A 13,273-nucleotide genomic window follows, 5' to 3' on the forward strand; every position below is an offset into this window, starting at 1 on the left:
GGTCACCGTGTCAGACACCGGCCTTGTCCAGCGCCGACTGCAGGGACTTCTTGTAACCGCCGCTCGTGTACGTGGCACTCGACACGGAGTCGATGTTCGCGTTCCCGGCGGCCACGGCCTCCTGGTTGAGCTTGGGGATCGCCAGCGCCGTCTTCTGGTCGCTGGTCCCGCCGCTCGGCGCCTGCACCGCCTCGGCCTTGGTGATCTTGCCGTTCGCGACGGTGATCCGGACCTGGACCGGCCCGTACATGGTCGTCGCGACATCGCCGATGACGGTCTTGGCCTGCGCGGCGGGCGCCGCGGCGGCCGAACTCTGGGACGGGGCAGCAGAGTTCGCGGCCTTCATCTTGTCGATGGCCGACTGCAGGGACTTCTTGTAGCCGCCGCTGGTGTACGTCGCCCCGGTCACGGAGGTGATGTCCGCGCTCTGCGTGGCGACCACCTCCTGGTTCAGCTTGGGGACGGACAGTGCGGTCTTCTGGTCGCTGGTGCCGCCGTGCGGCGCCTGGACGGCCTCCGCCTTGGTGATCTTCCCGTTGGCGACCGTCAGGCGCACCTGGACGACCCCGTACTCGGTCTGGGTGGCGGCGCCGGTGACCGTCGAGGTCCCGGCCGCCGCGGCACCGCCCTGGGGCGATTCCTGCGCGGCGGCGGCCCCCTGGGCCGCACCCTGCGCGGACGCCGAGGAGGAGTCGGTCGCCGGCTTCAGGGAGAGCAGCAGAACGATCCCGGACACGGTGGCGGCGCTCGCGAGCAGAACACGCCGGATGGGGTGGCTCTTCTTCATTGCTCCTGACTCCCGTCGCTCACATCTCGAACGACTCGTGATGGATACGGCGGGCGGGGACCCCCGCGCCGCGCAGTGCTTCGTAGACCGACTGCGCGAAGCCGGGCGGCCCGCACATGAAGACGTCGTGGTTGTCGATGTCGGGCAGCTTCCGGCGCAGGGAGTCCGCCGAGATGTCGGGGCGCTCCCCGTCGGGGCTGTTGACCGCGTACATCAGACGGGCGCCGCGCTCGTCGGCGATCTTCGCCAACTCGTCCCACAGCGCCAGGTCCTGGGTGGTGTTGGCCCGGTAGAGCAGCGTGATGTCGCCGGCCGCGCCGGGCAGCGTCTCGAACAGCGCCCGCATCGGCGTGATGCCGACGCCGCCCGCTACCAGCAGCACCTTGCCGCGGGTGCGCCGCTGCGAGGTCAGCGCGCCGTACGGGCCCTCGGCCCACACCTTCATGCCGGGGCGCAGTTCGCGCAGCCGGGCGCTGTGGTCGCCGATCGCCTTGACCGTGATCCGCAGCATGTTCGGGCGGGGCGCCGCCGACAGCGAGTACGGGTGCGAGCTGAACCGCATCCCCGGCGCGAGGAACCGCCACCGGAAGAACTGCCCGGCCTCCGCGCCCATCCGGTGCAGCTTGCGCCCGCCGATCAGCACGGACACGATGCCCGGTGTCTCCTCGATGACCGCCTCGACGTACATCCGGTGGCGCAGGTTGAGCCGGATCGGGGTGAGGATCCGGTACCAGACCACCAGCGCGGTCACCGTGCCGTAGAGCCCGTACCAGACGGTCTTGGCGAGCGGCGTCAGCGCGAAGTCGTTGCCGGTGGTGATCTGGTGCCAGAAGGTCAGGAACACCGCGCCGTACGTCAGCAGGTGGACGTGGTACCAGGTGTCGTACGGGATCCTGCGGCGGACGGCGCCGATCGAGGACAGGCCGATCAGCAGGAACAGGCCCGTGCCGATGGCGGCCTTGCCCATGTCGGGCAGCTGGTTCACCGAGTCGATGGTCTGCTGGACGATGTCGCTCAGCGTCTTGCCCGCCTGGAGGGCGTAGCCCCACATGATGAGGAAGACGTGCGCGAAGACCAGGCAGAGCGTGTACCGGCCGCTCATCGCGTGCCAGCGGGCGACCCGGTCGGAGCCGACCCGCCGCTCCAGAGCGGGCACGCGGGCCATCTGGAGCACGACGAGTGCCATCAGATAACCGGCCAACAGACCGGTGATACGGCCCGCGTTGAGGATCTTGCCGTTCTGGTCGGCGATGGACGGCGTGTTGTGCCACCACAGCCACAGCACCCCGGCGGCGCCCGCCCAGACGGCGAGCAGCAGCAGGGTCGCTGGGGAGCGGCGCGGGCGGATGCGGCGCATCGTCTGTCGGCGGGCGGCACGTCCGCCTGCGAGCGTGGTGGTCACGGTTCCTCCGTGGACGGGGCACAAGGGGGGTGGCGTGGCCCCTTGGCCCTGAAGTACGTGCCGTTGCGCCCGTGCGTTCAGAGTCCGGCGGAGTCCAGTGCGGACTGGAGTGACTGGCGGTAACCGTCACTTGTGTACGTGGCTCCCGACACCGTGTCGATCTTCGCGCTCTGCGCGGCCAGCGCCTCGCTCTTCAACTGCGGCAGGGCATAGGAGTTGATCTCCTGGTCGCGCGGATTGTCCGACGGCGACTGGACCGCGGTGACATCGGTGATCTTGCCGTTCGTCACGGTGATCTTCACCTGGACGGGACCCCAACGGGTCTGCGCGGTCTCGCCGGTGACCGTCTTCGTCCCGGCTACGGCCTTGCCGCTCGCACTGCCGGAGGGAGCGGGCGACGAGACGACCTGGGGTGCCGAGGCCACCGCGGGCGTCGTGTGCGGCTTCAGCGCCAGCAGCATCACCAGGCCCGAAGCGGTGACCGCGCTCGCCAGCACGATCCGGCGCAGCGGACGGTTCTTCTTCAACGGATGCACGACGGCCTCACAGCTCGAACGACTCGTGGTGGATACGGCGGTCCGGCACACCGGCGGCGGACAGCGCCCCGTACAGCTCCTGGGCGAAGGCGTGCGGACCGCAGATGTACACGTCGTGCCCGGCGAGACCGGGCACGGCCTCGCGCAGATACGCCGGGCTGAGCGAAGGCCGTTGCCCCTGCGGCCCGTTGAGCGCGTACAGCACCTTCGCCCCGCGCCACCGCGCGATCGCGTCCAACTCCGCGCCCAACGCCAGGTCTTGAGCCGAGCGCGCCCGGTACAGCAGCGTCACTTCACCCGGAATCGTTTCGAAGAGCGCCCGCAGCGGAGTGATCCCGACCCCGGCCGCGATCAGCAACGACCGCTGCCCGGTGCGCCGTTCGGCGGTCATCGAGCCGTACGGTCCCTCCGCCCACACCCGCGCGCCCGGCCGCAGCAGCGGTACGGCCGCGCTGTGGTCGCCGAGCGCCTTCACCGTGATCCGCAGCAGGTCCCCGCGCGGCGGCGCCGACAGCGAGTACGGCGTCGACGTCCAGCCCATGCCCTCGCCGAAGAACCGCCAGCGGAAGAACTGCCCCGCCTCCGCGCCGAGTCGGTCGATGTGCCGCCCGCGTACGACGACCGAGTACACCCCCGGCGCCTCCCGGTGCACCGACTCCACGCGCAGCCGGTGCCGCAGATTGAGCCGCACCGGCGCGAGCACCCGGTACCACAACACCAGTGCCGCGACGCCGAGATACAGCGCGTACCAGGCGGCCGTGGCACCGGCCCGCCCGTTGAACTGCTCGCCCAGGGACAGCTGGTGGAAGAAGGCGAGGAACACGGCGGCGTACGTGAGGAGATGGACGTAGTACCAGAACTCGTAACTCACCCTGCGCCGCGCGGCCCGCGCCGAGGTGATGCCGACCGCGAAGAGGATGAGCCCGCCGAAGGTCGCCTTCAGCATGTCCGGGTAGTCCAGGACGACGGTGACCGTCTCGTGCACGACCGAGGCGCGGTCCTGGGCGGCGTACCCGAGCAGGATCAGCACCACGTGCACGACGAGCAGACAGACCGTGTACCGGCCGGCCATCGCGTGCCAGCGCGCCACCCGGTCCGAGCCGATCCGCCGCTCCAGCAGCGGCACCCGCGCCATGAGACCCACCAGCACCGCGCAGGCGTACCCGCACAGCAGCCCGGCGATCCGCCCGGCCCCGGTCAGCCAGCCCGCGGCCCCGACCACCGACCCGGTGTCCGCCCACCACAGCGCGACGACGGCCGCCGCACCGGCCCACAGCAGCGCCAGCACCGGGCCCGCCGGCGAGCGCCGGGGAACCCGCGGCACGGGCGGCGCCTTCCGCTGCTCGTACACGGTGGTCATGTGTGCGTCCTTTCACCTGTCCTGCACACAACTGTGCGGGCCCAACCTCTGAGGGATCTCTGAGCCGACGCCTTTCTCAGCTTTCTCAGAGGAAACTCAGAGGCCCTCGCGGCGGCCGGGGACGCCGTGAGGGGTGATGCTGGTAAGTGCCATGAACACGACCCGCTCCGGCCGACCGGCCCTCACCCGCCCCGACGGCACCCCCGTCCGCGTCCTCGTCGTCGACGACGACCCCGACCTGGCCGAGGTGCTCTCCGGCGCCCTGCGCTACGAGGGCTGGGAGGTCCGCACGGCCGGCGACGGAGCCGCAGCGCTCACCGGGGCCCGCGAACTGCGGCCGGACGCCGTCGTCCTCGACGTGATGCTCCCGGACACCGACGGCTTCGCCGTACTGCGCTCCCTGCACGAGGTGAAGCCCGACGTCTGCGTGCTCTTCCTCACCGCCCGGGACACGGTCGAGGACCGCATCGCCGGCATCACCGCGGGTGGCGACGACTACGTCACGAAACCCTTCAGCCTGGAGGAGGTCGTCGCCCGGCTGCGCGGACTGCTGCGCCGCGCCGGCATGGCCCGTCAGGCGGAGGAGGGCCCCCGGATCACCGTCGGGGACCTGGTCATGGACGAGGAGGCCCGCGAGGTCAGCCGCGCCGGCCGGATCGTCGAACTCTCCCCGACCGAGTTCGAACTGCTCCGCTTCCTCATGCGCAACCCGCGCCGCGTCCTCAGCAAGGCCCAGATCCTCGACCGCGTCTGGTCCTACGACTTCGGCGGCCAGGCCCACGTCGTCGAGCTGTACATCTCGTACCTGCGCAAGAAGGTGGACGCCGGCCGCCAGCCCATGATCCACACCGTGCGCGGCGCCGGATACGTGCTCAAGCCGGTCCTCTGATGGCCGGGGCACTGCGGACCGTCGGACGTCGGCTACGACGACTGCCCTGGCCGCACACCCTGCGGGCGCGCCTGACGGCGGGCCTGGTGGTACTGCTCGCGGTCAGCTGCGCGGCCGTAGGCGTGGCCGCCGTCGTCGAACTGGACGGCTTCCTCACCGGCCGCCTCGACCAGCAGCTCACCGAGGTCGGAACACAGTTCCCGGCCAGCCTGGAGCACAAGGGCCAGACGCTCACCGACCACGACGCCGACGACCGGGAGCGCGGCGACACCCGCCGGCAGGCACCGCACACCTTCGGCGCGCGCCTGGTCAATGGCGTCGTCACCAACTCGGGGGTCGTGCCCGCGGACAAGGACGACACCACGACCGACCTCAAGGTCCCGCTGACCGCACGGGACCGCAGGGAACTCGCCGAGGTCCCGGTGGGCGGCACGGCCCGCACCATCCACCTCTCCGCCCTGGGCAAGTACCGCGTCCTCGCCGCCAAGGGCCGGGACGGCGACGTGATGATCACCGGGCTCCCGCTGGAGTCGGTGGACGCCGCCGTCCACCGGCTGGAGACGGTCGCCGCGATCGTCTTCGGCGCCGCCCTCCTGATCACCGGTTTCGCGGGCGCGCTCTGGGTGCGCTGGTCGCTGCGGCCGCTCAGCCGGGTCGCCGCCACCGCCACCCGGGTCAGCGAACTCCCGCTGGCCAGCGGCGAGGTGGCACTGCCGCCCAGGGCGCCCGAGTCCGACCCGCGCAGCGAGGTGGGCCAGGTCGCCGGCGCCTTCAACCGCATGCTCGGCCATGTCGAGGACGCGCTCACCCACCGGCACGCCAGCGAGGAACGCCTCCGCAGCTTCGCCGCCGACGCCAGCCACGAGCTGCGCACCCCGGTCGCGTCGATCAGGGGCCACGCCGAACTGGCCCTCCTCCACCCGGACCCCGTCCCGCCCAAGGTGACCCGGGCACTGGAACGCATCGAGGCCGAGTCCGCCCGCATGGGCGTGATGGTCGACGAGATGCTCCTTCTCGCCCGCCTCGACGCGGGCCGCCCCCTCGAACGCCGCCCCGTCGACCTCACCCGCCTGGTTCTCGACGCCATCGCCGACGCGCGCGCCGCAGGCCCCGACCACCGCTGGGCCCTCCAACTCCCCGAGGAACCGGTCACCGTCACCGGCGACGCCCACCGCCTCCAACAGGTGCTGGCCAACCTGCTGGCCAACGCACGTCTGCACACACCTGCCGGCACGAAGGTCACGGTGTCGGTGGAGACGGGCGCCGAGGCGACCTCCCTGGTGGTCCACGACGACGGCCCCGGCGTCCCGACGGAGGTCCAGCCGGGCGTCTTCGAACGCTTCACGAGGGCGGACCGCCGCCGGACGGAGGGCAGGGGCGGGGGAGCGGGCCTGGGCCTGTCGATCGTGGCGGCGGTGACGGAGGCGCACGGAGGAAGCGTGGGCTTGGAAAGCCGCCCAGGCTCAACGACGTTCACGGTCCAACTCCCGTCCAGGGGAGTTCTTTAGGGGCGCGGGGCTGTGTCGATTTGCGGCTCCGCCGCGTGCGCGCGACCAGCCACAACGCACCTGTACTCGCCACACAACCGAATCTCGAACGGCGCTACGGCGAATCAGTACCGAGTAACAGCCGTAGCCCCACTCACCGTCCCGATAGCAATATGCGGTGCCCGCCCAGGATCGACCCACCCCAAAATCCTCCGCATCGCACCCACCGGCACAGACACACAACCGGCGGTAGCCCCACGCCCGTTGACATGCAAAAAGATCCCGGCCCCACGCCCCTTCACAGGCTTGGCGTAGTTGTACCCGATGACAACCCCGTACGCGTACTGCGTCGCATAAGAGATCAACCGCTCCGACTCGGACGTCCGACAGTCACGGGCCAGCGGCTCACTCCACCGGTTGTAGACGCGAGACCGAGTGTCCTCACACCACCAAGAACTCCCGTTCACCCGCCGGTACTTGACCCGAGTCCCACCTGGCGCCGCCTTGATCCCGAAGGCATACGGCAGGTCGTACAACCCGGTGGGAGTCGTGTAGGACCCCTGCTTACGAGCCCGCCCCTCGACCAGCCCCTTCGCCCCGAAGCGAGCGACGGTGGAACCGACCTTCACCCACTTCCCACCCCACCGCTCCCACCAACTGAGCGTCCCGGACGTGGACTTGACCCCCGGCGCCTGAGCCAGGATCAGTTGACTCCCGCCCCCGGTGTCCGCGAGCGACGAGGGCACCGGAGACGACACGGCACGCGCGGGCACCGCACCGAGCAGGAGAAGAAGGGAGGCGAGGGCAACGACACCAGGACGCATGCCCAAGACGCTAGAGCGCGCACACCCTGACGGCACCTCAGACGGGCCGAACAGGGAACGCCCCGCTCCGGACATCACCGTGGCCGCCCCGGCCGGCGTTCATCGGGGCGGCCACGGCTGCCTGTCACGTCACTTGGTGAGCGTGCAGGCGGCCAGGGAATCCAGTCCGGTCGGCTTGGTGCCCTGGCGCCCGATGGCGATCGCGATGCGGTCGATCGTCGAGACGCGCTTGTCCTCCAGCGGGCCGAGGATGGCGTTCTGGACGAAGTTGGCGCCGCCCTGTCCGACGGTGTCGACGAGTCGCTTGTTGGCCTCGGCGATCTGCGTGTCGAGGAGAGCGAGGTTGCGGTCGACCTCGGCCTGCGCGGAGGCCGGAATCGCCGGGAGCTGCGACTTCACGTCCGGGCAGGAAATGGTCCCGACCGCACTCGACCCGGCGGCCGTGTCGTCCGTTCCTCCGGCCGCCTCCGTGGCGGCAGCCGTAGCGCTCGGGGTGGCGGTCGCGGTGTCCTCCGCACCGGTCGACCCCGTAGTACCCGTAGCACCGGCCGCGTTCAGGGTGCACGTGGCGAGCGCGTCGAGGCCCGTCGGCTTGGTGCCCTGGCGCCCGATGGCGATGGCGATGCGGTCGATGGTGGAGACGCGCTTGTCCTTCAGGGGGCCGAGGATGGCGTTCTGGACGAAGTTGGCGCCGCCCTGTCCGACGGTGTCGACGAGTCGCTTGTTGGCCTCGGCGATCTGGGTGTCGAGAAGGGTGAGGTTCCGGTCGACCTCGGCCTGCGCCGACGCCGGCACGGCGGGGAGCTGCGACTTCACATCGGGGCAGGTGATCGTCCCGGGGTCGGACAACGTGCGGGCGCTCTGCGTGGTGCTGCTCTTGTCCGGCGTCCCGGCAAGGGCGGTACCGGCGATGACGGCACCGGTGAGCGCCACGGCGGCGGCACCGCCGATGAACACGACGCGACGCTTGTTGTACTTGGGGAGAGCCCTGGACATGCGAATGCCTCACTCGGGTCAGGGGTGAACTGAAGGTGACTCGTGGGGGGAAACGCGGCGCCTGCGTTCGGCGAGAGGTACGGGAAAGCGGTTGCTGGTGTTCAAGGTTGTTCAAGGGTCTTTCAAAATTGACGAACCATGCAGAGCTCTGCATAATCATGCATGCGAGACGGTGTCATGCGAGACAATGCAGAGACACCACGGCAGGAACCCACGGAACGACGACCCTCGGTCCACGGCCTATGAGGAGCAGCGCAAGTGAGCAGCAACAGCGGTGACGTACGGCTCTGGGGCGGTCGTTTCGCCGACGGTCCCGCCGAGGCCCTGGCGAAGCTGTCCGCGTCCGTCCACTTCGACTGGCGGCTCGCGCCCTACGACATCGCCGGCTCCCGCGCCCACGCACGCGTGCTGCACAAGGCGAACCTCCTCACGGACGAAGAGCTGACCCGCATGCTCGCGGGCCTCGACCAGCTCGCGGCGAACGTCGCCGACGGCACCCTGGTCGGCACGATCGCCGACGAGGACGTCCATACGGCCCTGGAACGCGGCCTGTTGGAGATCCTCGGCCCCGACCTCGGCGGCAAGCTCCGGGCCGGCCGCTCGCGCAACGACCAGGTCGCCACCCTCTTCCGCATGTACCTGCGGGACCACGCCCGGACGATCGGCGGCCTCATCGCCGAACTCCAGGACGCGCTGATCGGCCTCGCGGAGGCCCACCCCGACGTGGCGATGCCCGGCCGCACCCACCTCCAGCACGCCCAGCCGGTCCTGTTCGCCCACCATGTCCTGGCCCACGTCCAGCCCCTGTCCCGGGACGCGGAGCGGCTGCGCCAGTGGGACGAGCGCACGGCGGTGTCCCCGTACGGCTCGGGCGCGCTGGCCGGCTCCTCCCTCGGTCTGGACCCGGAGTCGGTGGCGAAGGACCTGGGCTTCGAGCACGGCTCGGTCGCGAACTCGATCGACGGCACGGCGTCCCGCGACTTCGTCGCCGAGTTCGCGTTCATCACCGCGATGATCGGCGTGAACCTCTCCCGGATCGCCGAGGAGATCATCATCTGGAACACGAAGGAGTTCTCCTTCGTGACCCTGCACGACGCGTTCTCCACGGGCTCGTCGATCATGCCGCAGAAGAAGAACCCGGACATCGCGGAGCTGGCGCGCGGCAAGTCGGGCCGCCTGATCGGCAACCTGACGGGCCTGATGGCCACGCTCAAGGCGCTCCCCCTCGCGTACAACCGCGACCTCCAGGAGGACAAGGAGCCGGTCTTCGACTCCATCGACCAACTCGAGGTCCTGCTCCCGGCGTTCACCGGCATGATGGCCACCCTGACGATCCACCGCGACCGCATGGAGGAACTGGCCCCGGCCGGCTTCTCCCTCGCCACGGACATCGCCGAGTGGCTGGTCAAGCAGGGCGTCCCGTTCCGCGTCGCCCACGAGGTCGCCGGCGAGTGCGTCAAGGTCGCCGAGTCCGAGGGCGTCGAGCTGGACGGCCTGACGGACGAACAGTTCGCGAAGATCTCCGCCCACCTGACCCCCGAGGTCCGCACGGTCCTGAACGTGCCGGGCGCCCTGGCCTCCCGCAACGGCAGGGGCGGCACGGCCCCGAGTGCGGTGGCGATCCAACTGGCAGAGGTGAAGCGGGACTTGGCGGTACAGCACGAATGGGCGACTGCCAAGAACAAGCGGTAGGGGCAGGCTTTCAGGGGCGCGGGGCTGTATCGATTTGCGGCTCCGCCGCGTGGGCGCGACCAGCCACGACGCACCCGCACCCGCCAAACAATCCCAAACCCCCCGAGCTCTGAAGCGAAGGTCATCGCGGGTTACGTTGGTCGAGAGCCGTAATGGAGCCGACCAAACGGAGCCCGCGATGCCCTTCGCCCGACTGGCCACAGCAACAACCCCCACCAGCCACCTCGGACTCGGCCTCGCCGCAGTAGGCCGCCCCGGCTACATCAACCTCGGCCGCGAAAAAGACCTCGGAGAGACCCGCACCGTAGAAACCCTCCGGACCCGCACCCACGAACTCCTCGACGCCGCCTACGCGCAGGGCGTCCGCTACTTCGACGCGGCCCGCTCCTACGGCCGCTCGGAGGAGTTCCTCGCGGCCTGGCTCACCGCACGCCCCGACATCGACGACGTGGTCATCGGCAGCAAGTGGGGCTACACCTACACCGCCGACTGGACCACGGACGCCGAGAAGCACGAGGTCAAGGACCACAGCGTCCAGACCTACGACCGCCAGCGCGGCGAAACCGCCGAACTGCTCGGCGACCGCCTCGACCTCTACCAGATCCACTCGGTGACCCCCGACAGCCCGGCCCTCACCGACAAGGAACTCCACGCGAGGCTCGCGGAGTTGGCGGCGACAGGCGTGACGATCGGCTTCTCGACGAGCGGGCCGGCCCAGGCGGACGCCATCCGCGCCGCGCTCACCGTGACGGTCGACGGCGAGCCCCTCTTCCGTACCGTCCAGTCGACGTACAACGCCCTGGAGACCTCGGCCGGCCCCGCCCTCGCCGAGGCCCACGACGCCGGACTCACGGTGATCGTCAAGGAGGGCATGGCCAACGGCCGGCTCGCGGGGCCGTACGCGCCGGACGCCCTGAAGGCCGTGGCGGAAGAGACGTCGTTGGGCGCCGACGCGATCGCCCTGGCCCTGATCCTGCGCGAGCCGTGGGCAGGGGTGGCCCTGTCCGGCGCGGCGACGGTCGGCCAGCTCGCCTCCAACCTGCACGCGGCGGTCGTGGACCTGAACGACGACCAGCTCGCCCGCCTCGCCGCACTCGCCGAGGACCCGCACACGTACTGGGAGAAGCGCGGGCAGCTGCCCTGGCACTGAGGTCCCGCTGATCGACGCCTCCCCGTGAGGCAGTCATGCCCGTGATGAGACATCAATGTCTCACATGGGTTATGGTTGTCTCATGGCTCTCGACCGCGACCACGTACTCCGCGCTGCCGCCGCCCTGCTGACCCGCAAGTCCACCGCGACGATGGACGAGGTCGCCAAGGCGGCCGGGATCAGCCGGGCCACCCTGCACCGCCAGTTCGCGGGGCGCGACGCGCTCGTACGGGCGCTGGAGGCGCTCGGCATCGCCGAGTGCGAGACCGCCCTGGACGCGGCACGGCTGGACGACGGCCGTGCCGAGGACGCCGTACGGCGACTCGTCCGCGAGGCCGAACCGGCCGCGGGCCTGCTCGCCTTCCTCTACACCGAGAACCAGCTGTTCGAGGGCGAGGAGCAGCACGCCGGCTGGGCCAGGATCGACGACCGGATCACCGCCCTGTTCCGGCGCGGCCAGCAGAGCGGCGAGTTCCGCATCGATCTGACGCCCGCCTGGCTCACCGAGGCGCTGTTCGGCCTGCTGGCCTCCGCGGTGTGGCTGGTGCAGAGCGGCAAGGGCGCCCCCAAGGACTTCAGGCACATGACCGTCGAGCTGCTGCTCGGCGGCGCACTACGCAGAGACGAAACACGGAGAGAGGAATCATGACCAGCACCCTGCAGCCGGCGGCTGTGACGGAGACGGAGAAGCGCCCGGGCCGTTGGCTCGCGCTCTCCGTCCTCGTGCTCGCCGTGCTGCTGGTGGCCGTGGACGCGACGGTCCTCGGCCTCGCGACCCCTTACATCAGCGAGGACTTGAAGCCGTCCGGCACCCAGCTCCTCTGGATCGGCGACGTCTACTCCTTCGTCATCGCGGGCCTGCTCGTGTCGATGGGCAGCCTCGGCGACCGAATAGGCCGCAAGCGCATCCTGCTCGTCGGGGCCACTGCCTTCGGCGCGATCTCGGTCCTCAACGCCTATGCCACGACACCGGAGTTGATGATCCTGGCCCGGGCGCTGCTCGGTGTCGCGGGCGCGACCCTGATGCCCGCCACCCTCGCCCTGATCCGCAACCTCTTCCACGACCCGCGCGAACGCAGCCTCGCCGTCGGCATCTGGGGCGCAACCGCCTCCGCCGGTACGGCAGTTGGTCCGGTCGCCGGTGGCTTCCTGCTCGAACACTTCTGGTGGGGCTCGGTGTTCCTCATCAACCTGCCCGTGATGGCGGTCCTCGTCCTGGTCGGCATCAAGATGCTCCCGGAGTCGAAGAACCCCAACCCCGGGCCCTGGGACATGATCAGCGTCGCGCTGTCCCTGGTGGGTGTGATCGGCGTCGTCTACGCGGTCAAGGAGGCCGCGACCCACGGCTTCGAGTGGCCCGCACTCGCGGTGGGCGCGCTGGGCGCGGCGGCCCTGTACTGGTTCGTCCGCCGCCAACTCACGCTCCCCGCACCGCTGTTGGACATGCGCCTGTTCCGCAACCGGGGCTTCAGCGCGGCCGTCCTGGCCGACCTGCTGACCATCCTCGGCCTGTCCGGGCTGGTGTTCTTCCTCTCCCAGTACCTGCAACTGGTCCAGGGCAGAGGCCCGTTCGAGGCGGGCCTGGCCGAAATCCCCGCCGCCGTAGGCGCGGTGGCGGCCGGCCTGATCGCCGGCCGGACGGCCCGCCGCTTCTCGGTCCGCGCGGTGGTGGCGGGCGGCCTCGCCGCCGTAGGCCTGGCCCTGGCCGTACTGACAACCCTCGGCCAGTCCACCGGCTACCCGCTCCTCGGCGCCGCCCTGCTGGTGGTCGGCGTAGGCGCCGGCTTCTCCTTCACGGTGACAGCCGACGTCATCCTCTCCTCCGTACCGAAGGAGCAGGCGGGCGCGGCATCGGCGGTCTCGGAAACGGCCTACGAACTCGGCGCGGCCCTCGGCATCGCCGTACTCGGCTCGATCGTGACGGGCGTGTACCGGGGCTTCGCATCTCCGGCGGGCACACCGAGCGCCGCCCACGAGTCACTGGGGGGCGCGGTGGAAGCGGCGGGAAGCATGCCCACACAGGCGGCCCAGGAAATGCTGACCTCGGCGAGAGAGGCCTTCGTGAGCGGCCTCAGCGTGGCGTCTGGCGTGGGCGCCGCAGTGCTCCTCGCAACAGCGGCGGCAGCTTGGTTCCTACTGCGAGACCAACG

Annotated in this window: 12 protein-coding genes; 6 read left to right on the top strand and 6 right to left on the bottom strand. The window is 70.5% G+C overall.

What is annotated here, in order from left to right; genetic code table 11:
* Positions 1–10: 10 nt before the first annotated feature.
* The 4 genes from SSP08S_RS04045 to SSP08S_RS04060 form a co-directional block, all read right to left on the bottom strand.
* Complete coding sequence (locus tag SSP08S_RS04045) at positions 11–787, bottom strand: FMN-binding protein (protein WP_019066296.1); 777 nt, start codon at positions 785–787, stop codon at positions 11–13.
* Between the two features lie 19 nt (positions 788–806).
* Positions 807–2,189 (bottom strand): ferredoxin reductase family protein, encoded by a 1,383-nt coding sequence (locus tag SSP08S_RS04050; protein ID WP_019066297.1) that lies wholly within the window; start codon positions 2,187–2,189, stop codon positions 807–809.
* 77 nt (positions 2,190–2,266) lie between these two features.
* Positions 2,267–2,725 carry an FMN-binding protein gene (locus tag SSP08S_RS04055; protein WP_019066298.1) on the bottom strand — a complete coding sequence of 153 codons (459 nt, stop codon included), beginning with the start codon at positions 2,723–2,725 and terminating at the stop codon, positions 2,267–2,269.
* A 7-nt stretch (positions 2,726–2,732) separates the two neighbouring features.
* Positions 2,733–4,085 carry a ferredoxin reductase family protein gene (locus tag SSP08S_RS04060; RefSeq protein ID WP_019066299.1) on the bottom strand — a complete coding sequence of 451 codons (1,353 nt, stop codon included), beginning with the start codon at positions 4,083–4,085 and terminating at the stop codon, positions 2,733–2,735.
* Positions 4,086–4,236: 151 nt separating this feature from the next.
* Between SSP08S_RS04060 and SSP08S_RS04065 the strand changes: the two genes are divergently transcribed.
* Both SSP08S_RS04065 and SSP08S_RS04070 read left to right on the top strand, forming a co-directional pair.
* Positions 4,237–4,974, top strand: a complete 738-nt coding sequence (locus SSP08S_RS04065) for a response regulator transcription factor (protein ID WP_019066300.1) — start codon at positions 4,237–4,239, stop codon at positions 4,972–4,974.
* The gene (locus SSP08S_RS04070; protein WP_019066301.1) at positions 4,974–6,482 is read left to right on the top strand and encodes a sensor histidine kinase; all 1,509 of its coding nucleotides are present in this window, start codon (positions 4,974–4,976) and stop codon (positions 6,480–6,482) included. The genes SSP08S_RS04065 and SSP08S_RS04070 overlap by 1 nt, the downstream gene beginning before the upstream one ends.
* A gap of 104 nt (positions 6,483–6,586) precedes the next feature.
* Here SSP08S_RS04070 and SSP08S_RS63205 read toward each other — a convergent pair whose 3' ends face one another.
* Positions 6,587–7,285 carry a L,D-transpeptidase family protein gene (locus SSP08S_RS63205; RefSeq protein WP_019066302.1) on the bottom strand — a complete coding sequence of 233 codons (699 nt, stop codon included), beginning with the start codon at positions 7,283–7,285 and terminating at the stop codon, positions 6,587–6,589.
* A gap of 129 nt (positions 7,286–7,414) precedes the next feature.
* Positions 7,415–8,281 (bottom strand): hypothetical protein, encoded by an 867-nt coding sequence (locus SSP08S_RS04080; protein WP_019066303.1) that lies wholly within the window; start codon positions 8,279–8,281, stop codon positions 7,415–7,417.
* 258 nt (positions 8,282–8,539) lie between these two features.
* On the opposite strand from SSP08S_RS04080, the gene argH reads away from it, so the two are divergent.
* The 4 genes from argH to SSP08S_RS04100 form a co-directional block, all read left to right on the top strand.
* Entirely contained in the window at positions 8,540–9,973 is a 1,434-nt protein-coding gene (argH, locus tag SSP08S_RS04085; protein WP_019066304.1) for an argininosuccinate lyase, read from the top strand.
* A gap of 178 nt (positions 9,974–10,151) precedes the next feature.
* Positions 10,152–11,123, top strand: a complete 972-nt coding sequence (locus SSP08S_RS04090; RefSeq protein WP_019066305.1) for an aldo/keto reductase — start codon at positions 10,152–10,154, stop codon at positions 11,121–11,123.
* 82 nt (positions 11,124–11,205) lie between these two features.
* A complete protein-coding gene (locus SSP08S_RS04095) occupies positions 11,206–11,772 on the top strand; it encodes a TetR/AcrR family transcriptional regulator (protein ID WP_019066306.1) in 567 nt (188 codons plus the stop codon).
* The coding region (locus SSP08S_RS04100; RefSeq protein WP_019066307.1) for an MFS transporter at positions 11,769–13,273 on the top strand (1,505 nt) is incomplete at its 3' end. The genes SSP08S_RS04095 and SSP08S_RS04100, both read left to right, overlap by 4 nt.

Origin of the sequence: Streptomyces hokutonensis, from assembly GCF_000376565.1 — a bacterium.
Lineage (GTDB): Bacteria > Actinomycetota > Actinomycetes > Streptomycetales > Streptomycetaceae > Streptomyces > Streptomyces hokutonensis.

What these genes read in the sequence shown, in the direction of transcription:
- SSP08S_RS04045 (WP_019066296.1), bottom strand. Translation starts at nt 787, where the DNA reads ATGAAGAAGAGCCACCCCATCCGGCGTGTTCTGCTCGCGAGCGCCGCC.
- SSP08S_RS04060 (WP_019066299.1), bottom strand. Translation starts at nt 4,085, where the DNA reads ATGACCACCGTGTACGAGCAGCGGAAGGCGCCGCCCGTGCCGCGGGTT.
- SSP08S_RS04065 (WP_019066300.1), top strand. Translation starts at nt 4,237, where the DNA reads ATGAACACGACCCGCTCCGGCCGACCGGCCCTCACCCGCCCCGACGGC.
- SSP08S_RS04070 (WP_019066301.1), top strand. Translation starts at nt 4,974, where the DNA reads ATGGCCGGGGCACTGCGGACCGTCGGACGTCGGCTACGACGACTGCCC.
- SSP08S_RS63205 (WP_019066302.1), bottom strand. Translation starts at nt 7,285, where the DNA reads ATGCGTCCTGGTGTCGTTGCCCTCGCCTCCCTTCTTCTCCTGCTCGGT.
- SSP08S_RS04080 (WP_019066303.1), bottom strand. Translation starts at nt 8,281, where the DNA reads ATGTCCAGGGCTCTCCCCAAGTACAACAAGCGTCGCGTCGTGTTCATC.
- SSP08S_RS04090 (WP_019066305.1), top strand. Translation starts at nt 10,152, where the DNA reads ATGCCCTTCGCCCGACTGGCCACAGCAACAACCCCCACCAGCCACCTC.
- SSP08S_RS04095 (WP_019066306.1), top strand. Translation starts at nt 11,206, where the DNA reads ATGGCTCTCGACCGCGACCACGTACTCCGCGCTGCCGCCGCCCTGCTG.